Below are 23,191 nucleotides of genomic sequence, written 5' to 3'. Positions count from 1 at the left end.
AAAGCGTCAAAACATAACAACTTGATATGAATGAGAATCAAGCTTAAGCATTTCTTTCTACTGTGCTCAATCTAGTAGCCCTCTGAATGCTGGCTCAGAATTTATGGATTGGTACCCATAGTTCACAACATCGGGTATTGCTGAACGCTATAAATAGCAATAGCTATATGCGCAGCCCATGGCTGAAGAGAGTTTTAGCCAAAATAAAACGGTATAGCTTTAATAGCTACACCGTTTTAACTGAAGCTTTGGTCTCAGACTACAGCCTTTGACCTGAATCGGATTTTTTTATCTTAGGCAGCAACTTTTTCCTTGAATGCTTTACCTGCAGAGAAGGCAGGTACTGTTGTCGCGGGGATGGTCATAGTTTCACCAGTCTTGGGATTGCGACCTTCCCGCTGTTTGCGATCGCGAGGTTCAAAGCTACCGAACCCCACTAGGGTCACCTTATCACCGCCGGAAACAGCCTCCATAATGGAATCAATGGTTGCGGATACAACAGCATCTGCAACCTTCTTTGAAACACCGGCCTTTTCAGCCACAGTATCTAACAGTTCACCTTTGTTCATAGCAAGAGAAATCAATACTTCCAGGTATTTTTAGCACAGGTCCAAATCGAACACAAGTACTAAATCAACTAAAACGTCCATGATACAGAGGTTTCCGCATCATAAACGCCTTCGTTTTTTAAACTGAGCCTACATTAGCTCAAATTAAACCGGGGTTTTCTGTAAATCAGGTTTTTCTTCAGGTAATATCGCGCCTTCTACGGGGCAAACCTGCAGACAGATACCACAATCAATGCACACATCGAAGTCGATCCAGTACCAGTCAGTCCCTTTCTTATTTTTCTTGGGACCCTCGTGAATACAGGCTACAGGGCAGGCATCAACACAATCAGCAACGCCTTCACAAACGTCAGTAACAATAGAATGGGCCACGGCGCTCCTTGGAATAATTGTTCTTAAAAACGTACATCTATCCAGGCAACAGACTTGAAGGATCTACGGATAAATAGTTACATTTGTTTATCTTAAAGGGCGATTGGACTGAGTGCTGGGTGAGTTAGGGTTAATCGGTCAACTTCTCTACCTTGACATCCCCTTGAGCTGATACCCATGCAATATTGGCAACTTTACATTCGGTAGCAAATTGACGTAGCTGATCCTCGGGTAGGGATGGATCCAGGCTCAGCTCTACTCGGGTAAGGGTATCTGTCTGCCGCAGGGTTTGGGCATGGGTAATGGCAGCTGCGGCAGCTGAGTGGTTAATGGGAACCACTAGCCACTCACTCTCGGCCACTACAGCGGGTAAGTGTGGTTGCAGAATCTGTTGTAGGGTTTCACCATTGAGCACAAAGCCCACACCTGGATAGGACTTGTGGTCAGGGTGGAAGAGGCTCAGTAAGTTATCATAGCGGCCCCCCTGACCTACCACTTCACAGGTATGCTCGGTGCGGACCACCGCTTCAAATACAACACCTGTGTAGTATTCAAAGGTTTGCATTAGGCTCAGATCGAGCACGAGCCGAGGCGGATTCTCTAGGGTGTTTTCCAACAGGTCAATCAGATTCTTTAGAGAGCTGACGCTCTGTCGTTGCTGAGCGCTGAGATCAAGCTGGCTAACTTTAGTCAGCACTGAACGGGGCTCCCCGCGTAAATCCATGATATTGAGGGCTAATGCCTTCAGATCATTGGATAGAGATAGGGTTTCTAAGGTGACCCGGTCTAGATTTGCGATCGCCACCTTCACCTGCTGCCGCACCCCAGGCGGAAACGGCTCTAGCAACGAGCTGGTCAAACTCGCTTCACTTAATAACAAATGCCAATGCTCCAGCCCTAATGCCTTCAGGCAATCGGCCATAATCAGCAAGACTTCTACATCGGCCAGGGAGCCGCTCGCGCCCAACAACTCTACCCCCGCCTGGTAAGCCTCATGCTGCCCGCCCTGGCTACCCGTGGACGACCGTCGAAACACATTGGCATGGTAATAAAGCCGCTGGGGGTAGTTACTAATGCGGGTAACTGCAGCCCGAGCAATCGACGCTGTAAGCTCAGGTCGCAATCCCAATCGTTCACCTCGACTGTTGAGCTCGATCACTTCAGACTGTTGAATCGCACCGCCCGCCATCAGTGTATCCATGCTTTCAACGGTCGACGTAATAATCCGTTGATAGCTCCACCGTTGAAAAACGGCCTCAATACGATCTTCAATCCAGCGCTTTTGCGCTACATCTACCGGGAAGAGATCGCGTCCACCCGTGGGGGGTTGGTAGGTCATAGCTTTACTAGCTGCGGTTTCTGAGTGCTATACCAGCTTAAAGCTTTAAGGGGATGACAGACTAGCGCTCCAAACTACTTACGTTTCTTGCCGCCAAACAAACCACCAAACAGGCCACTGCCACCACTGGGCTTTTTAGGTCCCTTACTGGGGCGCTTACCAGTCGAAGGAGCATCCGGGGGAGGATTTCGCCTATTGTAGGTATCTAGTTTCTTTTTCACATCGGTGGCCATCTCGTTACCGGGTTCTAACTCTAGCGCTCGTTTAGCGTGGATACCGGCCATTGTGAGTTGCTTACTACGCATGTACATTCGTCCTAGCTCAGCATGGCATTTGGGATTTTGAGGATGGGCTTTAACGGCTTCTCTCAACTCAATGATTGCCCTTGAGAAATTTCCCTTATACTCAAACTCCTTCGCCCGGTTGATAAAGCTTTCAATCAGCTGGGCACGACGCTCACGGGAAGACATCACCGTTACTGAGCTTTCATCGTTGGCAGCCACTCCACCCTCTTGGGTGGGGGGCTGGGGGTCTTTACCCGCCTCAATTTGACCAGGAGCCCCCCCCTGGCGCATTACATAAATAGCGTTGAGTTCGCTAATCTCACCGATGGCATCAACGACATCCTCCAGGGACTCATACTGTTCAAGAGCCAACGGTTTTAGAGCATTACTATAGGCATATTCAATATTGTTACTACTGGCAACTTTCTTAAGGTGATCTGTGGAAAGTGCCAGCAAAGACGGCTGAGATTGGAGCTGCTGCCCCTTGAGTTTCAAACTCACCTTATGTTCCACTGAGGACTTTTCTTGACTGAGGACCTCATAGGCTGGGTTGACCAGCTTAGATAACAATTCGCTAGCCTGCTGCTTCTGTTCGTCAGTGGCAGTTCGCAAACTATCGGGGTGTAGCTTACGCGCAATCTTGAGATAACGCTTTCTCACCTGCTTCGCATCAGCATCTAGAGGCACCCCTAAAATTGCGTGGTGGTCGACTAGATCTAATTTGAATAGTCCGCGGTTTACCTGCATCTTTGCGATCGCTGTTTGTGACAACTTATTTTAGTTTATTCGTCTTGGCATTTAATACCTGTGATGGGATTGACGCCAAACATATGCAGATTGTGTCTAGAAAAACTCATAAATATGAAGATTAGAAATATGAAGGCATTATGCTGGCTTAAACTGCGGCAGTGGCTGTACCTTGGCCAATTCCTGAATAATCAGCTGGTGCAACGGGCCATTGGTAGCCACCAATCGACCGGAATAAATATCAAAGGGACTGCCATCATAGGCACTTAATTGTCCACCCGCTTCTTCCACTAGGACAGCGCCTGCTGCCAGGTCCCAGGGAGATAACCCCCGCTCCCAATAGCCATCCAAACACCCACAGGCCACATGGGCCAAATCAATGGATGCCGACCCTCCTCGACGCACACCCTGGGTGAGATGGGTTAAGTGACAGAATTCCGCATAGTTATTGTCACTAGTTTCTCTACGATCGTAGGCAAATCCGGTCACCAATAAACTGTCTGACAGCTGAGCCGTCGCCGATACTTGCATGGGCTGACGATTGTGGGTCGCACCCAATCCTTTGGCGGCCCGATAGAGGTCATTCAGAATTGGGTTATACACCACACCCACCGTGGGCACCCCAGCCACCAGTAAACCAATGGAAACCGCACACAGAGGGTATTGATGGGCATAGTTGGTGGTACCATCTAGCGGATCAATGGCCCAGAGAAAACGATTATCACGCTGCCCAAGTTGACCAGACTCTTCGGCCAAAATGGCATGGTCAGGAAAATGACGTTTGATCACGTTCAGTACGTCTACTTCAGACGCCCGATCTGCTTCAGTCACCAGATCGCCGGACCGTCCTTTTTCTTGGACCGATGACAGATTGCCCCAATATTTCTGCAAAACAGCACCACCAGCCATGGCTGCTTCGGTGGCGACATCGAGAAAACGCCGCAAGTCTTCGGGGGCAGGGGTAGTGCTCATGGGTGGTTTTAGGAATTATGGGGTCGGGCTCTGATGCTCTAATGCGGCTCTTGGGAATCGATAAAGGCAGCGATGTCCGTCTTCGCTAATCATCGTCTAATGGCAAGCCAACCCGCACCTTACCTTTGCCAAAGTAACGGCCAAACTGCTGCTCATAGACTTCGTCTTCGTCTTGGGTTTCAACCTCTAGGTCGGTACGAGGATAGCTGACACAGAGAAGGGCATACCCTTTTTCTCGCAAAGCGGGAGATAGGCCCATGGCTTCTGGCTGATCCACTTCCCCGGACAAGATTCGCACAGCACAGGTAGTGCAAGCGCCATTCCGACAGGAAAAGGGGAGATCCACACCCTGATTTTCTGCTGTATGTAAGATGTAGTGATCGTCAGGCACTTGCGCTGTGTAATGGCAATTTTTCTGACGGTGATGGATAGAAATATTGTGAGTTTGGGTCATTGAACAAAAAAAGAAGCGGTGCCTTGCAATCGTCCCATGAAATACGTCCCACTTTCTGTTAGTATACTTTGGCTACAAGGAATTAATCCTCGTGGCCAAAATATCCCTGGAGAGATGGCCGAGTGGTCGAAGGCGCAGCACTGGAAATGCTGTAATGGGGTGACTCATTCGAGGGTTCGAATCCCTCTCTCTCCGTTGTCTAAATTTTATCTAAATTTGCTTAGTAGTTATCTGCAGGCAATTTCTGTAGACAATCGTAGGCAATTACTGTCTGTAAACAATTACTGTCGACTTAGCCGATCCAACGCTAATGTCATGCCGCCAAGGGTAATAAGAATAATGCCAGGCCACTGAATTATCTGTAGAGAAGGCTGGTTAATGAGCGTGAATATCGCCAGCAGGGCAGTCACAATCGGGGTAGCCGCAGCGACTAGGGCTGTCCGTAAACCCCCCACGAGCCTTAAGCCCGTGTAGTGGAAAAAGTAACTAACACCAGCCACCAAACCTAAGGCCAAACCACCTAGCACAAACTGACCGGTGAGATCTTGAGTCACGGCCATAGGGCGTATTAATAGAATAATGCTGCTCAGGATAGCCATGATGCAGTGCTGGATCAGGCCAGCCGAGATGGGGTGGCTCTGGCGACTGTTGAGGCTATTGGTAACTACATACAAAGAAAAAGCGACTGCCGACAATAGGGCAGGTCCGGCATTAGCCAGCGTTAAAGGACGCAGAATTAACACCACACCCATGGCAATGGCCAACATCACCACGCTTCTCAACAAATTGGGGCGATCGCCATTAAGCCACCACAATAGCGGTACTGCCAATAGTGGATAGGAAAACAACAGTGGCGCTGCCACTGCTGGCCCCAAGGTCGCCGCTGCTTGAAACAAAAAAACTTGGGCAAAAAAGTAAAAGACACCGCCGCCGACCAGGGCAAAAAGTCGTGGCCTTGAGCGGATCGATTGACCAACATCACGCCAAACTGAGCGATATAGTTGGGGGGCTAACAGGGCCAAAATCGGTATCAAGATGACTAACTGTAGCCATAGCAGGGTGTTGGCATTGAAGAAATTAAAGGTGTCAAGACCGGTCAACACCAGGTCAAACGCATTGGCTCCCAGACTCAGTGCCCCCACTAGCACCGTTATTGCGCTAAAGCCGAGGGTGGCGATCCCACAGAGCACCATGCCTTTTTTTAAGGTGCGATCGCGCTTTGGTTCATCCACCAAAACGGGAGCAGGGCCAATAGTCTGGCCATCGTAGGATGGCACCACTCGACGGGTAGCACCGACCACCTGATCAAGGCGAGGACGCTCTACATAGGCACGCCCCCCAACAACATCACTGCCATCCCTCAGGGGGCGATTATCTAACCCACTCGGGAGTGTAGTACCGGCACGGGTTGGCGCTTGCCCCAACTGATAATTGCCCAACTGATCGCTAATACGCGCCACCAGACTCTCTAGAATGACTTCCCCTTGCTGCTCCATAGCTTGCATACGTGTCAGCTGCTGAGCAATGGCGCTCTGATAGCTGCTGAGATCTTGCTGTAGCGCTCTGACACTGCGATTGAGCGTGTCATCCAAAGCATGCAGCCAGTCTTGGCTGGGATTGGGTAATTCTGATGAGTTAGTCACATAGGCATGGAGATCATCGCGGAGGTTTTGAGCGAGTACACGAGCCAGTCGTTTAGCCCAGGCATTTTGCTGAGACAACTCTCGCGTAGATAGGGCAACCTCTGACTCATTCTTAAGAGATTGATAGTCAATATAAAGCTGGTCGTACTCTACACGCAGCGCATCCAGATCGCTCATCAGGCGCTGCTTTTCCGACTGCAAATATTCAATATCTTTAGCCAGTTGATCAGCGAAGTGCCGCTGCAATGCTTGAAAGTCATCATCCAGTGATTGCAGTAGTGGGTCATTCCTGCCCTGGCTATCAGACTCACCCATGTTGCTCCCTCTTATTTATGCTTCACCGACGACAGGAACCTTTTATATGCCACCTATATATCACCCCGAGCGAAGCCATACCCTGCTTTATACCCAAGTTTCGTATTGGTGTCGACACTGTACCAGGCAACCAAAGATAACGGAACAATCGCTTTAATAAAAACGGCATCCAATCCAAAAAGCATCACAACATCTAAACTTGGGAATACAGGTCCTATTTAACACTTAGAGAATCTTAATCCTGAGCCATAACCGCAGCACATTCTAGAACTTTTGGGCATCATATTGACCGTAATAGATATGCGTAGCTTAACTAACAATCTATAAGGTCATCTTTTTTAGAATCGTTTATAAGCGCTTCTTTGCCGTGGGTTGATCCAAAACAAGTTTCATTGCAAAAGTATGGCGTATCTGTAATGCAGGACATGTAATCCAGTTTCGGAGTTGTAGGATTGATAAAATAAAGTTGCGCTATACATGCCCATGGCGTTCGGTTCAAAAGTTTAGCAAGTATTCTGAGGCAGCTGACATCAGGATGAAAAAAATCCTTATTGTTGATGATGACATTACACTACGGTCTGCGTTGACCCGCTATCTGCGAGAGCGAGGCTTTCAAGTGAGCCATGCATCCTCTGGCACGGAAGGACTAGCTTTATTTGAACAAGACCAACCCGACCTCGTTGTCTCAGATGTGATGATGCCTGAGATGGATGGCTATGAGTTCTGTACCAAGCTCAGGGAAATTCGTTCGGGTCAACTCGTTCCCTTTATTTTCCTATCGGGCCGTGGTGAATTAGATGACCGGATTCAGGGCCACTCCAAAGGTGCCGATGACTACATCGTTAAGCCTTTCCATCCTAAGGAGCTGATTGCCAAAATTGATGCTCAGCTGGAACGTTCCCGGCGCATGCATGCTGAAATTATTCGTCTGGTACAGCAGATGCCAGCGCCAGAGTCAGCTCAACCACCGCCGCCAGAACCTCTGCCGTTAACCCCTGCCGAAGAAAAGGTATTTTGGGAAGTTATTCAGGGCTTTACCAATAAACAGATCGGTGAACATTTGTTCATCAGCCCTAGGACCGTCCAAACTCACCTGAGCAATATCTTGAGCAAGCTATCGTTGGAAAATCGCTCCCAGCTAATTCGCTATGCCTTTGAAAATGGCTATCGACCCGCTTCTGACGAATCCAAATAAATAGTTATAACTAACCTGTTTTATCTTGTGCTGCTAAGACATTGTGAGGTAGCCTGAGATTTGGCTCATTATAAAAAAACGCTTAAAACAACGCCAGAGTCTGGTGTTGTAGATGCCCCAACATGACTAATGCATCCGCTGATTCTCCAACGGTTATTCCGATGGACGATGACAAAACGGCTAAGCTTGCCGAACAACTCCGCTCTAATAACTTAAAGCGCCAGTTAAGTGCCGTCACAGAATTAATCAGTGCTGGTGACTCTGGCGTTGCCGTCCTCATGGGCTTCCTCAAAGAGGCTAGCGAACCCTCGGTCGCTACTGGTAAAACCTATCAGGTACTCAGCACTAGTGATTCCGTTGCAGCCCAAACCTTTTTAGCGGAAGCCTATCCCAATGGTGTTGTGCCAGCAATCTCTGACAAGGGGGTCGACTATCAGCCATTGCAAGCATTGTTGATTGCCCAAGAATTTGAAGAAGCGGACCGCTTAACGTTACAAAAGCTCTGTGAACTGGCTGGTCCGGCTGCTGTGCAGCGGAAGTGGGTTTATTTTACTGAGGTAGATAGCTTTCCTGTGGTTGATCTACACACCATTGATCAGCTGTGGCGCGTGTATTCAGAAGATCGGTTTGGTTTCTCAAAACAACGAGAGCTGTGGCTCGGTCTCAACCAGGATTGGAACCGGCTTTGGGAAAAGCTAGCTTGGAAGTCTGACAATATTTGGACTCGCTATCCGGGTGAGTTTGTCTGGGATTTGTCAGCTCCCGTTGGGCATTTGCCACTTTCTAATCAGCTACGTGGGGTACGTATGATGGAGTTTCTGCTCTCTCACCCCGCTTGGACCCCATAAAGAACAATCGTCGCTGACTTCTATGGAACTCACCAACTGCTCGATATAGATCCTCTGGGGTATCGATTAGAAACGTGGGTCCCTGGGCTTCAAGGGCGGTGCGATCGCTAAATCCCCAACTCACAGCCGCCACCGCCACCCCTTGGCAATGGGCGGCTTCAATATCGCGTGTTTCATCACCCACGTAGAGGATCTCCTCAGATGTTAGGCGATGACGACGCATGATACGGCGTAGGCTGCGGGCCTTACCCAGCAGGCCAATGTTGCCATAGACCTGACTGAACACCTGGCTTAAACCGTGACGTTCTAAAAATGGTCGAATGGTTGAAGGCGCATTGGAACTGGCAATCATAATGGTGTGACCATCCCCTTGTAGCGCCCTTAAGACATCACTCAAATGCTGGAAGATGTGAATCGAGTCAATGTCTTGATTCAGCTCGCGTCTGACCCGACGCATCAGAAACGGCACTTGAAACAGGGGCACATTGGATTGCGCTAATAGCTCAGCTGTACTCAAGGCACGCAGATATTTCAGTCGCTCCGGTGTCGTTTGCGGATAGCCATAGTGGCCTGCCAAGCGGTTAGTAATAGTAACGATCGTCTCCAATGTGTCAGCGATCGTACCGTCAAAATCAAAAATGAGAACGGTCACGCGGGTGTGGTGTAAAAAACAGTCTTGAAAGTAGTTAAGGAATAGTGGTGAAGTGGGGCGGTCCTATATCTATCTATGCCCAAACCTAGAATATGGCTAAAGAAAATGCTAAGCCAAGATAGATGGCTATAAACCTTCCATATCCAGGGTGTCCCTTAGTCAGTCGTCACCAGTGTAAATGCTCTACCTATAAACACTGTAGCCTCCGGTAAGCTTTATTGTGGCAAAAAATTATCCTACTGAGAGCAGTGGTGAACTGATTTAGCCTAAGCAGGGGATCACTATTATCGCCAGCGACCTGAGCGAAGAATACTAATAATTAACCAAATACCCAGCAGGGTGGCAGCGGCAAAGAGGCTGGTACTCAACCATTGCAGCTGCACATTGGTTTGATTGCTGGAAATAATGGCAGCACCAATAATCAGGGCGGCAACTACTGTACTAAACGAACGACGGTTGGCCGCTTGCTCGATACTTCGCTGCACGTTAGTGAGGTCTTTGATATTGACATTCCAAGTCAGGGTCTCCTCGCTTAAGCGATCGAGCAGGAAACCAAACTGACGCGGTGCGGACAGGGACAGGTTACGAAATTCTAGCCCCGTTCGCAGTAATGCTTGCAGGGGGTCATCTCCAATCAGCTGCTGGCGGAACAGATCGACCATTAATGGTCGAATCTCAGCAATCAGATTAATTTGAGGATTAAACTGACGGGCAACGCCTTCTAAGTTGGCCAGGGACTTGGTAAATAGACCTATATTGGCGGGCCAACGCAAATGATTACGGGTCCCTGCTTCTAAAATTTCGGCAAAGGCTGCCGCTGTATTGAAGCTTTGCAGAGATAAGCCATAGTAGCGGGCTAATAAGCGGCTGTAGTCAAATTCTAGCTTCGCTAAATCGACATCCTGGAGCGGCTCTGCCAATTGCAACGTGAGCTGAGCACACCGTTGGGCGTCGGAACTAACCACGGCTAATACCATCTCGGTCAACGTCGTGCGCGTACGCGGATCTAAGCGACCCATCATGCCACAGTCTAGGAGGGCAATGCGACCATCGCTGAGATAAAAAATATTGCCCGGGTGGGGGTCGGCATGGAAGAAACCATCGATAAAATACTGTTGGAAAAAGGCGCGAAACAATAGCCGACTGAGGAGGTTACGGCTTTCTGATGGTGTTTCAGATGTTGCTGGATGGGTACCGATGGCAGCTGATAGAATGGGCTGCCCATCCAGCCATTGCATCACGAGTACTTTGGGCTTGGTCAGGGGCCAGATAATTTCTGGGATGGCCAGCTGATGGGTGTCAAACCAGCGACCTTTAGCCAGGTTTTGACGCAGCTGATCGGTGTAGGTGGCCTCCGTTGTAAAGTCCAGCTCGGCATTGAGGGCACTGCTAAATTCATCGGCCAGGGCAACCACGTTGTAGCGCTGACCAAACTGGGTGGTAGACACCAGCTTGGCTATATCCCGAATCAGCGCCATGTCTCTCCGTACCTGTATATCGATACCAGGACGCTGGATTTTTAGGGCGACGGGCTGACCGTTTTTGAGCACGGCTCGATGGACCTGGCCGATGGACCCGGATGCGATCGCACCATAATCCACCTCTGAAAACACCACATCTGGATCTAATTGTTCCTTAAGAAACACCCGAATTGTCGCTGCATCTACGGGCGGCACCGTCGATTGCAAAGCGCTTAGCGCTTCGATATAAGCTGGTGGCACCAGGTCAGGGCGTGTACTTAGCAACTGCCCAAACTTGATATAAACCGGTCCTAAATCCGTCAAAATATTTCGCAACACTGCCGGGGGCGGAATATCGGGTTCTTCTGAAGCCTTACCCACCAGCAAACGCCGCATATAATCCCAACCGTGGCGTAAAAACACCTCCACAATTTCACCCTGGCGGGAAATAAGATTTGGCGTTAACATGCAGCCCTTCGTTAAAGTAGTGTCGGTTTGATGCTAGCAAAGGGTTATAAGAATTATGAGTTATGAGTTATGAGTTCCCAGTTATTGGTTCGTTGAACTATCTAGTACGCACTGAAAGACGACTCGCACCCAAGGTTCCCAACGAATAACCAATAACCAATAACAAACAACTCTCCCCTGCTCCCCTTCTAACCTATGTGGCTACGTAACCTCATCCTCATTTGCACAACGGCGTACCATATCTGGTGTTGTCGCCAAGAAGCTCAAACGCCGCCGCCAGGAAAGGTTTATGACATTGGAGATTGCCAGCTCCACCTGTATCGTCGGGGACGACCACGGCCTCATCAACCGACGGTAATTTTGGATCACAGTCTGGGGGGGGTGGAAGGTTATCTGCTAATTGACGAAATTGCTGAATTTGCTGATGTCTGCATTTATGACCGCGCCGGTTATGGCTGGAGTTCTAACAGCCCCAATCCACGCAACAGCAACGAAATGATGCAGGAATTTGAAGCCTTAATGCGCCAAGCGGATATTCGTCCCCCCTATGTGCTGGTTGGGGACTCGTTGGCTAGCTACACCATGCGTCTTTATGCCCATACTTACCCCGACAATGTGGCCGGATTGATTTTGACCGATGGTCTCCATGAAGACGGCATGGCCAGACTACCTGGCAGCCTAAAGCTGATGAAAGCTGTTTTTACGGCGGGCTTTTTGATGTCGGTGGTAGGGTCCGCCCTGGGATTTATTCGAATTATGCAGCAGTTGGGACTGTTCCAGGTGATTAGCCCTCGCCTCAGACAGTACAGTCAGGAGCAATTAGCCCCTGTTCTACGTTCCTTTGTACGCCCCAAACATTGGTTTACCATGGCCCGCGAAATGATCAGCCTCAATGCTAGCCATGAACAGCTACGTAAAACAGGAAATTTGGGGTCCTTACCCGTCATTAATATCAAGGCCAGCCACTTCTTTACGCCAGCACCACTCGTCAAACCCTTGCCCCTGGAAACTGCGGATCATCTCTGGACCCAGATGCATCACAATCTCATGAGACTTTCAACCCAAAGCCTCAGCTTGCCCGCCCAGAGTAGTAGTCACTTTGTTTGGGTTGATCAGCCTGAGGCCATGATTGAAGCTATTGATCGGATGTTGCTCAAGTTGCAGAGGGAGCGTCAAAGCTAGAATTTTTCTATTTTTTGAAGGTTTGTAATTCTCCACTCCCTAGTCCCCAAAGCTTGCTAAGGCGAAATAACTATGGGTTAGCGATTACAATAAAACGTGGCTGGTAATAGTTCGTTAGCCTTTACTTCAGTATCGGGGTAAAGGCGCTAGGTCATAGCTAGCCAAAGCTATATATAGTAAGCCTCTACATAGCGGTAACCTGCAATGAGTACACAGCCTGATCGAGTCTTAATTTTTGACACTACCCTACGGGATGGGGAGCAATCTCCTGGCGCGACCATGAATGTCGAAGAAAAGCTAGCGGTGGCGCGTCAGCTGGCTCGGCTCGGTGTAGACATCATTGAGGCAGGGTTTCCCTACGCAAGTCCTGGTGATTTTGAGGCGGTGCAGCGCATTGCCCAGGAAGTGGGAACCGTTGATGGACCAACTATCTGTGGCTTAGCTCGGGCGACTAAACAGGATATCGAAGCCGCTGCTCGGGCAATTGAGCCTGCCAATAAAGGTCGTATCCATACCTTTATTGCCACGTCCGATATCCACATGAAATATAAGCTCAAGAAATCGCGGGATGAGGTGCTAGCCATCACCGATGAGATGGTGCGCTTTGCCAAGGGCTTTACGGACGATGTGGAGTTTTCGCCAGAGGATGCGGGTCGCTCAGAGCCAGAATTTTTGTACCAGGTGTTGGAGGTTGCGATCGCAGCCGGAGCCACCACCATCAACATTCCTGACACCGTTGGCTACCTCACCCCCAGTGAGTTTGGCGGCTTAATCAAAGGCATTGCCGAAAACGTACCCAACGTGGACCAGGCGGTTATTTCTGTGCACGGCCACAACGATCTGGGTTTGGCTGTGGCCAACTTTTTAGAAGCCGTCAAAAACGGCGCGCGCCAGCTAGAGTGCACCATTAACGGCATCGGTGAGCGGGCGGGTAACGCCGCCCTCGAAGAGCTAGTGATGGCCATGCATGTGCGTCGGCAGTACTTTAATCCTTTCTTTGGTCGTCCCGCTGACTCAGAAGCGCCCCTGACCCATATCAACACCCAGGAAATTTACAAGACCTCCCGGTTGATCTCCAGCGTTACTGGCATGCTAGTGCAGCCTAATAAGGCCATTGTCGGGGCCAATGCCTTTGCCCATGAGTCCGGCATTCACCAGGACGGCGTTCTGAAGAATAAGCTCACCTATGAGATCATGGACGCCCAAACCATCGGTCTCAACGATAATCTGATCGTGCTAGGTAAGCACTCAGGCCGTAATGCGTTCCGCACCCGCCTGCAGGAACTGGGCTATGAGCTATCGGACCAGGATTTAAACAAGGCATTTTTGCGGTTTAAGGAGCTGGCGGATAAGAAAAAGGAAATTAGCGATCGCGACCTGGAAGCCATCGTCAATGACGAAACCCAACAGGTGGTTGAACACTTCAAACTTGAACTTGTCCAGGTTTCCTGTGGTAGCAGCGCTCGACCCACCGCCACAGTCACTATCCTCACCCCCAATGGCGAAGAATTAATGGATGCCGCCATCGGCACGGGTCCCGTCGATGCCGTGTACAAAGCCATCAATCGGGTGGTTGATATTCCCAACGACCTGATCGAATACTCCGTCCAGTCAGTGACCGCCGGCATTGACGCCATGGGTGAAGTGACCATTCGGCTGCGCCATAACCAGCACATCTACTCGGGTCATGCAGCGAATACGGACATTGTGGTGGCCTCAGCCGACGCCTACATGCAGGCCTTAAACCGTCTGTACAGCGCCACTCAAGTCGGTGAGTCTCTGCATCCACAACGGATGGCCGTACCCGCTGGCACTGGCGTTTAGGTCAGTATTACATCACACAAATCCTAAATTACCTTAGGCTCTCCCTTGGCTGAGATTACTCTCAATGCCAAAATAGAGCCTTGGAGTTGCCGTGCGTTGATGTAATTAACGTGGCGACAACCCCAAACCCACGCAGGTAGTAGGAAGAACATGAGCCACCCCACAGCAAAAATTATTTACACCCTGACTGATGAAGCCCCGGCACTGGCCACCTATTCCCTACTACCCATCATCCAAGCCTTTACCCAAGCCGCCAACGTCCTTGTAGAAACCAGTGACATTTCTCTGGCGGGGCGGATCATTGCCAATTTTCCAGAAACCTTGACAGAAGCCCAACGGTTACCCGATGCCCTGACTGAACTGGGTGCCCTGGCCAAAACACCGGAAGCCAATATTATCAAGCTACCTAATATCAGTGCTTCTATCCCACAGCTAACGGCAGCCATTAAGGAACTACAAGACAAGGGATATAACGTTCCCGACTATCCTGCCGAGCCCAAAAATGAGGCCGAAGCTGAGATTAAATCTCGCTATGCCAAAGTGTTAGGCAGCGCGGTGAACCCTGTTTTGCGGGAAGGCAACTCAGACCGCCGGGTGGCAGCAGCCGTGAAACAATATGCCCAGAAAAATCCTCACCGAGTTGGCGCATGGGCATTGGATTCTAAATCCCATGTGGCCCACATGGACAGTGAAGATTTTTATGGCAGTGAGAAATCCGTTGTCATTCAAGATGCCGACAGCATCAGCATTGAGCTAGTTACTGAAGATGGTGACATCACAGTCTTAAAAGAGAAAATGACTGTCCTGTCAGGGGAGGTGATTGACGCAGCTGTGATGAGCGTTAAAGCGCTGCGGGCTTTTTATGAAAAAGAGATTGATAGTGCTCAAAAAGAGAACATTCTGCTTTCTCTCCATGTGAAAGCAACCATGATGAAAGTCTCTGACCCCATTTTGTTTGGCCATGCTGTCACCGTTTACTTTAAAGACGTATTTGAAAAGTATGCTGACACCTTTGCCCAACTGGGTGTCAACCCCAACAATGGCCTGGGTGATGTATACGCCAAGATTAAAACATTGCCCGATGATCAACGTGCTGCCATTGAAGCCGATTTACAGGCAACCTATGGCAAGCGGCCTGATCTCGCCATGGTCAACTCCGATCAGGGCATTACCAATCTCCATGTGCCCAGCGACGTGATCATTGATGCATCTATGGCAGCTGCCATTCGTTCCTCTGGCCAAATGTGGGGGACGGATGGCCAGCTTCATGATACTAAGGCCATCATCCCCGATCGGTGCTATGCCACCATGTACCAGGAGTGCATTAGCTTCTGCCAAGAAAATGGAGCCTTTGATGTAACTACCATGGGTAATGTCGCCAATGTGGGTCTGATGGCGCAGAAAGCTGAAGAATATGGTTCCCACGACAAAACCTTTGAGATTCCTGCCAATGGTACCGTGCGCGTGGTAAGTGCCGATGGGCAAACGCTGATGGAGCATGGCGTCGAAAAGGGTGATATCTGGCGCATGTGCCAAACCAAAGATATTCCCATTCAGGACTGGGTAAAACTTGCCGTTAGTCGTGCCAGAGCAACCGGTGCACCTACCGTCTTCTGGCTAGACGAACATCGTACCCATGATGCAAATATCCTTAAAAAGGTGAAACAGTATCTCCCCAACCACGACACCACAGGTCTGGACATCAAGATTTTGCCACCTGCGGACGCCATGCGTTTCACCTGTGAGCAGATCAAGATTGGCAAAAATGTTATCTCAGTCACCGGAAACGTCCTGCGTGATTATCTAACCGATCTCTTCCCAATTCTTGAGCTGGGTACCAGCGCAAAAATGCTCTCCATTGTGCCATTGTTAGCAGGCGGTGGTTTGTTTGAGACGGGGGCGGGTGGTTCTGCCCCCAAGCATGTACAACAGTTTATTAGTGAAGGGCATTTGCGGTGGGACTCACTGGGGGAATTTCTAGCCTTGGCGGTGACCCTGGAGGATGTGGGGCATAAAACCAATAATGAAAACGCCTTGATCTTGGCTGAAACCCTGAACAAAGCCAATAGCCAATATTTGCAAAATGCTAAGACACCTTCCCGTAAAGTCCATGAGTTAGATAATCGCGGCAGTCATTTTTACCTGGCCATGTACTGGGCCCAGGCTTTGGCTGAACAAGAGAAAAATTTAGAGCTCAAAGCTAAATTTGCCAAGCTAGCGCAGCACCTGAGGGAAAACGAAGACAAAATTGTTGGTGAACTCAATGCCGCTCAAGGGGCATCCATGGATATTGGCGGTTACTATCTGGCAGATGCAGAGAAAACTAGCCAGGCCATGCGCCCTAGTCAGACGCTAAATGCAGCCTTGACAACAGTTTAGCAGAGTACCTGATGTAGGGGCTGTGCCTGGTGCTAGCCCTTTACGGGACCAATCTAATCTGTTTCACCAGGTAAAACATCCAGGCACAACATATATGTTGAGGCTCAATCGTTTGATTTTAGAGCCACATATTTACCGTGAAATTGGCCGACGAGTAGACCATTTGAATAAACTTCAGAGGAGAGGCTTATGCGCCCTTTTCCACGTTTAGTCAGTGTATTGATAAAGCACTGCCAGACATTAGAATCAGGTGCGAAACAACGGGCCTGAACATCTCCTGTAGCAGGATTTGTATATTCCAGGCTATTGCTTTGAATAACAATACGGCTGGGTATATTCAATGTCTTCAACTGCACATGGACAAACGTCCAGGCAGAAAGAATTGCTAAGGTCGAAATACTGCCACCAAATACCGTATTACGGTGATTGATATTGGGCGCTAAGGGTGCCGATAGCAGAACACCGCTGTCATTGATGGAGGCAACAGCTACCGCCATCGCTTTAGACATGGGAATGTGTTCGTGAAGGTACTGTTCTATGGTGATGCAATCAATGGCCATATTATCTGAGGTTTAGGGCTTGCCGTAATGGTATACGGCATTGATCAGATTTTCGGGGGTACCAATATCGAGGTAATGGCCAGTTTCAAAAGGAACAGCCTCTACCCGTAGGTTATTTGCGATCGCACTCACAATCACATCCCCAATTGGCGTTTCAGCATAGTCTGGCATCTCTTTGAGCAGCATCGGAGACTGATCGCCAATCAGCGCCTGACGTTTCGTCTCAACAAACTGGTGGAGAAACTCCGTAAAGCTAGGCCGCCACACAGCAATGGCCCACATATAGGGCAGATGGGTGAGGTTCGACTTTTCATAGATGCCAGAGACGATACCATCTTGATCAAACTCAACCAGCCCCACCTTGTCAGGCTGATCCGTGGGGAACAGACCTAACACCACATCGGCTTGGGTCGTTTGTAACCGAGCTATGAGCTGGGCATAGGCATCAGCTGGGCTAAACAAGATATCGGGAAACCCCATGGCAACAATGGCATCTTTCACAAAAGGATAGGCCTGGTTGAGGCTAAAGGGCACCCCAAAGGGCACATGCACCGTCAAATAGGCCAATCGCATCTTGAGTTGGGAGCCATCACCGAAATAATTGGGAATATCCCACTTACCAGGTCGCAAAATCAAAAAGGACTCTTGCACTCCGCCTTTACCCATGGCCTCCAGCAAATATTGACAGACCACCTTAGGCCGTAGCCCTTTTTCAGCAAGGCTTTGAAAGCCAATGGGGAATAGTTCTTTGCTCATGGATAATGGACTAATGCGGCTACCCTGGCCAGCAGCGGGGAGCAAACCAATGATTCTGGGGGAATGTGCAGTCATGATAGAGTCAGCAATTTGCTATGGACACAGCGTAAACTTGCGACGTGAGATTGCGTCTCAAAGTTCTGGGGCGCAGCAATTACCTGGATTTGATCAAACTGAATGGTGGAGCGCGGCAGGGTGATCGTTTCTGTCAGCGTTTGTTGGGTAACCGCATCAAGGCGGTGATACAGCAGGCTGAGATGGGGATCTAGCCTAGGCTGTGGAGCATCGGGAATGGCTGTAACCAGATCTCTCACCAACTGCGTGAAATCAACTGTCTGCTTTAACTGAACATAGAGGGTTTTGGAAAAGTGGGTTTCGTGGTTGAGAGTGATGACCTCTAGCTCTATCGGTTGTGTTAATGACAGCCCTTTAACCACGGCTGTCACGGCTAGAGAGGCGGGTAGAGAACCACTGTACAGGGTCACATGGGGATAAAAGGGTTCGGTCTTGAAACGTTCTGCCAAACCATTAATCAGGTCTTGAAAATAGGTTAAATCTGGTTCTTGGGGGACTAACCAAAAGGAATAGTACGATACTGCCATGGCTCAGGGATTCATAGGAGCGATCGCATTGTGGCTGTGCGATCCTCAAGTAAACGTACAGGGCTCAGCGAAACAGTGATTGCGATCGCAATTAAACGTACAGCACTCGGCTAAGCAGCGATAAAGAACACATCAAAAATTTACGAAAAGCTCATAAAAGTAGTTGCCAGAGCCCCTTGACACTTCGGGAATCCTCCAGACCTTCATCGTAGTCATACTGTGAGTTTTAGCCTCACGCGCATTCTAAGCAAATGAAGACATGAGATTTAACCTTTACTACTTTTACTGGTTTGCCCTTTTATTGATTACAGAGATTTATATCGGCATTTTTGTTAAAGATGACTTTATTCGTCCATATATGGGAGATCTCCTTGTTGTCATCTTGATTTATGCATTTGTGCGAGCATTCTTTAAATACTCAATAAATCTCACCGCCATGGGTGTTTTATTATTTGCGTTTTTAGTTGAGATTCTACAACATTTCAACATTGTGGACGTACTTGGTCTCGGGTCTTCTCGCCTCGCTAGAACCATAATTGGTACATCGTTTAGCTGGGAAGATTTTATTGCCTATAGTCTTGGCATTATCATGGTTTTAGTATCTGAGAGATTCATCGGCCCTAGCCTCAGAAAAGAATCTCCCAGCAGTACTTAAATTAAGTGATAGCAATTTTGAATGTGGAGTTTTGAAACCAGTAATCTGTCAAGACTAGCCGAATACTAAGGAATATCCCCCGATTTCACCCACAGGTGCTACACCACTGGTTAAACGATCTACATCACTACCGGCAATTGCGTAATATGTCTCATTAGCATTGGCGGTAAATGTAATGGTGCTGCCATTGGTGCCACTACCAAGTGCCACAAAATCACCTACAGCATCCCAAAGGGTAAGCACCGGACTAAGCGACGAGGCCGCTGTTGCCACCTGCTCAATGGTGTACTCCCCAGCCAGCCCCGTTGAGAACCGGAAAGCATCACGATCACCTAAAAAGTCAATGGTGCCACCAGCAGTCACTTCGTCTGCCGGGTTAATTATCCCAACAAACGGAGTTCTTGGATCCAGTGGTAAGGTTTGGCTAGATTGAGTATCGCCAGGTAGTGTTGCAGCTGGACCAACGGCTTGATTCAGCCGGTCGGTCTCCGCATAAGCAACCCCAGTTTCAGGTGCCCCATGCAAAATAACCTCAGGAGAAAAACGACTGTCTAGCTGTGGGTTTTGACCTGCTGTGGTGACAATCTGGCGATTTTCACTATCTTGTTCAATCGAGTGAGATAGACCAAACGTGTGCCCTGCTTCGTGGCTGGTGGTATCGATTAACTCGCGGATTTCGTTAAACGTATTGGGGCCAATATTGACGTGGGGAGGGAGAAATGTAAGCGCTAAATCGCGTTGAGATTGCAGTGGAGCTCCCCCTGTAAACTCAGGCACATCAACATTGGCAGCTATTCCCAAAACACTATTTCTAAGACCAACTGCAGTGGGGGCATCACCAACAACCATGACAACCGTATCTTGGTTATCAAAAAAGGGAGAATCCACACCTCGATCATCCCAAATCACCCGCACATTAAAATCGGCAAAGTCCTCCCGTACACCTGCAACAATCTGGAGAATTTGTTCAGTTGTATTACCTGCTGTACCGTCTCCTCGATCTAAAGCAGTAAAGCTGGAGAAGTTAAATCCACCAATGTTGCCAGGGGGAATATCATAGCCCTGATTTGCGCCTACTAAGCCACCGTTAAAATCAAGAATTAAATCAACCGTTTCGGGCGTAGGGGCCTGATCTGTATCTCCATCAAGGGTCAGGTTGAGGTTAATATCGCCAGTAGCTCCGGCAACACCATCCACTGCGATTTGATAGGTGGTCCCTTCGATTACATTGAAGGTAACAGAACTCTGCGCAGACGTGCCAGCGTCATTATTGCTAGCAACGTCGCTTAAACCACCAAGGGTATCGCCCGTGTAAACAGCCAAGCTCGTATCAAAGTCACTGCCAAACGTATCTATGGTGACTTCACCACTGTCTGGTGCGGTCCAGCTCCACCAGGCAGAATTGAGCACACCCGAGGTATTGGCATGATCAGGCTCGTCTTGTTCGCCGGTAAAGTCAACGTTTGAGCCTTCAGTCTCAATTTCTGTTCCCGTTAGAACAGTGCGATTGGCAAAAGCATCATTGGACTGGGGAATAGGGGGTTCATCTTCTTGATCAAATGACAGGTTAAGGGCAATATTACCCGTAGTATCATCAACACCATCAACCGCTATCTGATAGGAGGTGCCTGCCACCACCTCAAAGGTTACTGCGCTCTGGGGTGAGCCAGCATCGTCATTACTGGTCACTTCAGTGAGGTTACTTAAACTGTTGCCTGTGTAAACAGCCAAACTTGTATTAAATTCACTGCCAAACGTATCTATGGTGACCTCACCATTGTCAGGTGCTAACCAAGTCCACCAGGCTGAATTAAGTGTCCCAGAGGCCTCTGCATGATCAGGTTCTTGAAACTCCCCAGTAAAGCCAACATTCGAGCCTTTAGCGTCAAGTTCTACCCCATTGAGGGCAATGCGATGGGCAAAGTTATCATTGTTGGGCACTAGGTCTAGATTGAGTTCAATATTGCCTGTAGTACTGGCAAAACCATCAACCGCTATTTGATAACTGATCCCGGCAACAACATCAAAGGTAACAGCACTCTGGCGTGAACCAGGGATATCGTCATTACTAGCCACTTCGCTCAAGTCATTTAGCCGATTACCTGTATAGACGGCCAGAGTCGTATCAAAGTTACTCCCCAACGTATCGATGGTGACTCGTCCTGTAGCCGGAGCTATCCATGTCCACCAGGCCGAATTTAGCACACCGGACACATCTGCATGGTTAGCTTCTGCAAGCTCACTTGTAAATCCAATGTTAGTGCCTAGGGCTCTGGTCCTCAATCCTCTTAAGGGAATACGATTAATAAAATTATCGTTATTGGGCAACAGATCCAGATTGAGGTCAATATTGCCTGTGGCACCAGCAAAACCATCAACCGCTATTTGATAGGTTGTCCCAGCAACAACATTGAATCTCACTGCACTCTGGCGTGAACCAAAGATATCGTCGTTGCTAGCCACGGTATTCAACGTGCTGAGTGTATTGCCAGTGTAGACAGCTAAGGTCGTATCATAGTTGCTGCCAAAGGTATTGATAATAACCTCGCCACTTTCAGGGGCTGTCCAAGTCCACCAAGCTGAGTTGAGCAACCCTGACACGTTAGCATGATCAAGCTCATCAACTTCGCCAGTGAAATCAATATTCAGACCATTGGTACTTAAATTAAAACCATTCAATGCGATCCGATTAGCAAAGTCATCGTTATTCAAGTTAGCCATCCTTGCTCTTTGTTAATGTGCACCCTAAAACCTCGTTAGAGGTAATATCTGGTATAGAGTAATCATTTATTTTGATGGAAGCAATTGCACATAATACAAAGGTCTAATTGTCTGACTTCTGCTTGGTTTTGAGCCAATTTGCCCCGGAACAGCAATATGCAACAGCTCTAAGACAAAAAAGAACTCCACAAAAAGCCCGTGTATTACACACCATCAAAATGTCCTTATCCCCTGTAAATAGATATCATTCACAGGGATGTAAAGCTATTCACACTGCATTACGGTCTAACGTCTAGATCCTTATCAGCATTGGGAGACAAGTGTTATGGACATACCTCCTTTTGGGGCCATGGCGATATCAGCTGGCAAAGCCACTTGATTCACCTCAAAAAGGAAAATCACAGTCAAACGTTTGCTCAAGATAGTCCTTGGCTTCCGTCACCACCATGCCCGTTCGACGTTGGACTAAGTGGATGGCATCCATGTGTCTTCTGTCAGCTAGTAGTTGCTTGAGGTGTTGTTTGACAGGCCCACGTTCGGTAATCGGCAGAGGAGCAACATCAGGGTAGTGATCGATATAGTTTTTCGCCTCTTTGAGACTCCAGTTTGTTACAGTTCTTACCAGCTTAATGGCATCAATCTTGCGCCCTCGCTGCATAAACAGCCGCACACGGTCATTAATATCATGGTGGTCTATATCGAAGGATTCTATAGGGGGTGTAGGATTGCCGTTACCCATGCCCTCGGTGATAGGTAAGGGGGCCAAATAAGGAAAAGCATCTAAATAATCTTTAGATTGTTTTAATCCCCATCCTGTTGTAGACCGAATGAGCTTAATGGCATCAAGTTTACGATTCTGTTGCATAAGCGTTCTTATGCGATCTTCGACGTTAGAACTATCAACAGCCTTTGTTTCAACTGATTGTGTATCCAACGATGTTAGTTCAGAGGGTACTTCATAGGATACTTGACGCAGCTGTGGAGTAGCTGGCGATGGACGAGATAATGGTGTTGCTGGGTTACCAGATGGGTCTTGGGGTTTGGGTAACTGATAGGTAGAGTCATCAATGGGCTCAGGGGCATTCGAGGCTTTGGTCCCCTGTTTGGGCTGTAGTGCTAGCCAAATGATGATTAGGATAAAGAGTAGTGCGATCGCAATATACATCAGTGACATAACACTCTCTCCTTCAAAGG

The 23,191-nt window shown here is 48.7% G+C and carries 20 protein-coding genes and 1 tRNA gene; 7 read left to right on the top strand and 14 right to left on the bottom strand.

Going from position 1 to position 23,191, the window contains the following annotated elements:
- Positions 1 to 293: 293 nt before the first annotated feature.
- The 6 genes from U2F10_RS33235 to U2F10_RS33210 form a co-directional block, all read right to left on the bottom strand.
- Positions 294 to 581, bottom strand: coding sequence for an HU family DNA-binding protein (locus U2F10_RS33235; RefSeq protein WP_431732058.1), 288 nt, complete (start codon positions 579 to 581; stop codon positions 294 to 296).
- Between the two features lie 132 nt (positions 582 to 713).
- Positions 714 to 941 carry a ferredoxin family protein gene (locus U2F10_RS33230; protein WP_163671302.1) on the bottom strand — a complete coding sequence of 76 codons (228 nt, stop codon included), beginning with the start codon at positions 939 to 941 and terminating at the stop codon, positions 714 to 716.
- Between the two features lie 130 nt (positions 942 to 1,071).
- Positions 1,072 to 2,280, bottom strand: a complete 1,209-nt coding sequence (locus U2F10_RS33225; RefSeq protein WP_163671303.1) for an ATP phosphoribosyltransferase regulatory subunit — start codon at positions 2,278 to 2,280, stop codon at positions 1,072 to 1,074.
- A 74-nt stretch (positions 2,281 to 2,354) separates the two neighbouring features.
- On the bottom strand, positions 2,355 to 3,311 hold the full coding sequence (locus tag U2F10_RS33220) for a J domain-containing protein (protein WP_499874463.1): 957 nt from the start codon (positions 3,309 to 3,311) through the stop codon (positions 2,355 to 2,357).
- 138 nt (positions 3,312 to 3,449) lie between these two features.
- Positions 3,450 to 4,283, bottom strand: a complete 834-nt coding sequence (locus U2F10_RS33215; protein WP_499874462.1) for an inositol monophosphatase family protein — start codon at positions 4,281 to 4,283, stop codon at positions 3,450 to 3,452.
- 85 nt (positions 4,284 to 4,368) lie between these two features.
- The gene (locus tag U2F10_RS33210) at positions 4,369 to 4,737 is read right to left on the bottom strand and encodes a 2Fe-2S iron-sulfur cluster-binding protein (protein ID WP_006518716.1); all 369 of its coding nucleotides are present in this window, start codon (positions 4,735 to 4,737) and stop codon (positions 4,369 to 4,371) included.
- A gap of 108 nt (positions 4,738 to 4,845) precedes the next feature.
- On the opposite strand from U2F10_RS33210, the gene U2F10_RS33205 reads away from it, so the two are divergent.
- A tRNA-Ser gene (locus tag U2F10_RS33205) sits at positions 4,846 to 4,932 on the top strand.
- An 86-nt stretch (positions 4,933 to 5,018) separates the two neighbouring features.
- Here the strand turns inward: U2F10_RS33205 and U2F10_RS33200 are convergent.
- Positions 5,019 to 6,695 carry an EamA family transporter gene (locus tag U2F10_RS33200; protein ID WP_499874461.1) on the bottom strand — a complete coding sequence of 559 codons (1,677 nt, stop codon included), beginning with the start codon at positions 6,693 to 6,695 and terminating at the stop codon, positions 5,019 to 5,021.
- 535 nt (positions 6,696 to 7,230) lie between these two features.
- On the opposite strand from U2F10_RS33200, the gene U2F10_RS33195 reads away from it, so the two are divergent.
- Together U2F10_RS33195 and U2F10_RS33190 are read left to right on the top strand one after the other, a co-directional pair.
- The gene (locus U2F10_RS33195; protein ID WP_163671307.1) at positions 7,231 to 7,890 is read left to right on the top strand and encodes a response regulator transcription factor; all 660 of its coding nucleotides are present in this window, start codon (positions 7,231 to 7,233) and stop codon (positions 7,888 to 7,890) included.
- 122 nt (positions 7,891 to 8,012) lie between these two features.
- A complete protein-coding gene (locus U2F10_RS33190; protein WP_163671308.1) occupies positions 8,013 to 8,738 on the top strand; it encodes a GUN4 N-terminal ARM-like repeat domain-containing protein in 726 nt (241 codons plus the stop codon).
- On the opposite strand, the gene U2F10_RS33185 is transcribed toward U2F10_RS33190, so the two are convergent.
- Both U2F10_RS33185 and U2F10_RS33180 read right to left on the bottom strand, forming a co-directional pair.
- Positions 8,674 to 9,390: an HAD hydrolase-like protein gene (locus U2F10_RS33185; protein ID WP_490793219.1), complete on the bottom strand. Its 717-nt coding sequence runs from the start codon at positions 9,388 to 9,390 to the stop codon at positions 8,674 to 8,676. The genes U2F10_RS33190 and U2F10_RS33185 overlap by 65 nt on opposite strands.
- A gap of 284 nt (positions 9,391 to 9,674) precedes the next feature.
- Positions 9,675 to 11,318: an ABC1 kinase family protein gene (locus U2F10_RS33180; protein WP_163671310.1), complete on the bottom strand. Its 1,644-nt coding sequence runs from the start codon at positions 11,316 to 11,318 to the stop codon at positions 9,675 to 9,677.
- A gap of 195 nt (positions 11,319 to 11,513) precedes the next feature.
- Between U2F10_RS33180 and U2F10_RS33175 the strand changes: the two genes are divergently transcribed.
- The 3 genes from U2F10_RS33175 to U2F10_RS33165 all read left to right on the top strand — a co-directional run bounded on the left by U2F10_RS33175 (position 11,514) and on the right by U2F10_RS33165 (position 16,703).
- Complete coding sequence (locus U2F10_RS33175) at positions 11,514 to 12,500, top strand: alpha/beta fold hydrolase (RefSeq protein ID WP_163671311.1); 987 nt, start codon at positions 11,514 to 11,516, stop codon at positions 12,498 to 12,500.
- Positions 12,501 to 12,704: 204 nt separating this feature from the next.
- On the top strand, positions 12,705 to 14,324 hold the full coding sequence (locus tag U2F10_RS33170; RefSeq protein ID WP_163671312.1) for a 2-isopropylmalate synthase: 1,620 nt from the start codon (positions 12,705 to 12,707) through the stop codon (positions 14,322 to 14,324).
- 150 nt (positions 14,325 to 14,474) lie between these two features.
- Entirely contained in the window at positions 14,475 to 16,703 is a 2,229-nt protein-coding gene (locus U2F10_RS33165; protein ID WP_499874459.1) for an NADP-dependent isocitrate dehydrogenase, read from the top strand.
- 104 nt (positions 16,704 to 16,807) lie between these two features.
- Here U2F10_RS33165 and U2F10_RS33160 read toward each other — a convergent pair whose 3' ends face one another.
- Genes U2F10_RS33160 through U2F10_RS33150 form a run of 3 tightly spaced genes read right to left on the bottom strand, consistent with a single transcriptional unit; the run spans position 16,808 to position 18,621 of the window.
- Positions 16,808 to 17,263: a YiiD C-terminal domain-containing protein gene (locus U2F10_RS33160; protein WP_163671314.1), complete on the bottom strand. Its 456-nt coding sequence runs from the start codon at positions 17,261 to 17,263 to the stop codon at positions 16,808 to 16,810.
- 12 nt (positions 17,264 to 17,275) lie between these two features.
- The gene (locus U2F10_RS33155; RefSeq protein ID WP_499874458.1) at positions 17,276 to 18,094 is read right to left on the bottom strand and encodes a nucleotidyltransferase family protein; all 819 of its coding nucleotides are present in this window, start codon (positions 18,092 to 18,094) and stop codon (positions 17,276 to 17,278) included.
- Complete coding sequence (locus U2F10_RS33150; RefSeq protein ID WP_499874457.1) at positions 18,091 to 18,621, bottom strand: 2'-5' RNA ligase family protein; 531 nt, start codon at positions 18,619 to 18,621, stop codon at positions 18,091 to 18,093. Before U2F10_RS33150 ends, U2F10_RS33155 begins: the two co-directional genes overlap by 4 nt.
- A gap of 259 nt (positions 18,622 to 18,880) precedes the next feature.
- Between U2F10_RS33150 and U2F10_RS33145 the strand changes: the two genes are divergently transcribed.
- Positions 18,881 to 19,276 (top strand): ribosomal maturation YjgA family protein, encoded by a 396-nt coding sequence (locus U2F10_RS33145; protein ID WP_499874456.1) that lies wholly within the window; start codon positions 18,881 to 18,883, stop codon positions 19,274 to 19,276.
- A gap of 54 nt (positions 19,277 to 19,330) precedes the next feature.
- On the opposite strand, the gene U2F10_RS33140 is transcribed toward U2F10_RS33145, so the two are convergent.
- Positions 19,331 to 21,997 carry a hypothetical protein gene (locus U2F10_RS33140; RefSeq protein WP_499874454.1) on the bottom strand — a complete coding sequence of 889 codons (2,667 nt, stop codon included), beginning with the start codon at positions 21,995 to 21,997 and terminating at the stop codon, positions 19,331 to 19,333.
- 385 nt (positions 21,998 to 22,382) lie between these two features.
- Positions 22,383 to 23,171, bottom strand: coding sequence for a ribosomal protein L7/L12 (locus U2F10_RS33135; RefSeq protein ID WP_490793228.1), 789 nt, complete (start codon positions 23,169 to 23,171; stop codon positions 22,383 to 22,385).
- Between the last annotated feature and the right edge of the window lie 20 nt (positions 23,172 to 23,191).

Origin of the sequence: Leptothoe sp. EHU-05/26/07-4, assembly GCF_043421015.1 — a bacterium.
GTDB classification, from domain to species: Bacteria; Cyanobacteriota; Cyanobacteriia; order Phormidesmidales; family Phormidesmidaceae; genus Leptothoe; species Leptothoe turfae.
Note: the sequence above shows the minus strand (reverse complement) of the source record. Positions and strands in the feature narration are given on the sequence as shown.

Bases quoted from the DNA above. Each gene is read 5' to 3' on its own strand.
- U2F10_RS33175 (WP_163671311.1), top strand. From the start codon at position 11,514: ATGTGGCTACGTAACCTCATCCTCATTTGCACAACGGCGTACCATATC.
- U2F10_RS33170 (WP_163671312.1), top strand. From the start codon at position 12,705: ATGAGTACACAGCCTGATCGAGTCTTAATTTTTGACACTACCCTACGG.
- U2F10_RS33145 (WP_499874456.1), top strand. From the start codon at position 18,881: ATGAGATTTAACCTTTACTACTTTTACTGGTTTGCCCTTTTATTGATT.
- U2F10_RS33220 (WP_499874463.1), bottom strand. From the start codon at position 3,311: ATGCAGGTAAACCGCGGACTATTCAAATTAGATCTAGTCGACCACCAC.
- U2F10_RS33190 (WP_163671308.1), top strand. From the start codon at position 8,013: ATGACTAATGCATCCGCTGATTCTCCAACGGTTATTCCGATGGACGAT.
- U2F10_RS33200 (WP_499874461.1), bottom strand. From the start codon at position 6,695: ATGGGTGAGTCTGATAGCCAGGGCAGGAATGACCCACTACTGCAATCA.
- U2F10_RS33195 (WP_163671307.1), top strand. From the start codon at position 7,231: ATGAAAAAAATCCTTATTGTTGATGATGACATTACACTACGGTCTGCG.
- U2F10_RS33150 (WP_499874457.1), bottom strand. From the start codon at position 18,621: ATGGCAGTATCGTACTATTCCTTTTGGTTAGTCCCCCAAGAACCAGAT.
- U2F10_RS33180 (WP_163671310.1), bottom strand. From the start codon at position 11,318: ATGTTAACGCCAAATCTTATTTCCCGCCAGGGTGAAATTGTGGAGGTG.
- U2F10_RS33140 (WP_499874454.1), bottom strand. From the start codon at position 21,997: ATGGCTAACTTGAATAACGATGACTTTGCTAATCGGATCGCATTGAAT.
- U2F10_RS33210 (WP_006518716.1), bottom strand. From the start codon at position 4,737: ATGACCCAAACTCACAATATTTCTATCCATCACCGTCAGAAAAATTGC.
- U2F10_RS33155 (WP_499874458.1), bottom strand. From the start codon at position 18,094: ATGACTGCACATTCCCCCAGAATCATTGGTTTGCTCCCCGCTGCTGGC.
- U2F10_RS33165 (WP_499874459.1), top strand. From the start codon at position 14,475: ATGAGCCACCCCACAGCAAAAATTATTTACACCCTGACTGATGAAGCC.
- U2F10_RS33215 (WP_499874462.1), bottom strand. From the start codon at position 4,283: ATGAGCACTACCCCTGCCCCCGAAGACTTGCGGCGTTTTCTCGATGTC.
- U2F10_RS33225 (WP_163671303.1), bottom strand. From the start codon at position 2,280: ATGACCTACCAACCCCCCACGGGTGGACGCGATCTCTTCCCGGTAGAT.
- U2F10_RS33160 (WP_163671314.1), bottom strand. From the start codon at position 17,263: ATGGCCATTGATTGCATCACCATAGAACAGTACCTTCACGAACACATT.
- U2F10_RS33135 (WP_490793228.1), bottom strand. From the start codon at position 23,171: ATGTCACTGATGTATATTGCGATCGCACTACTCTTTATCCTAATCATC.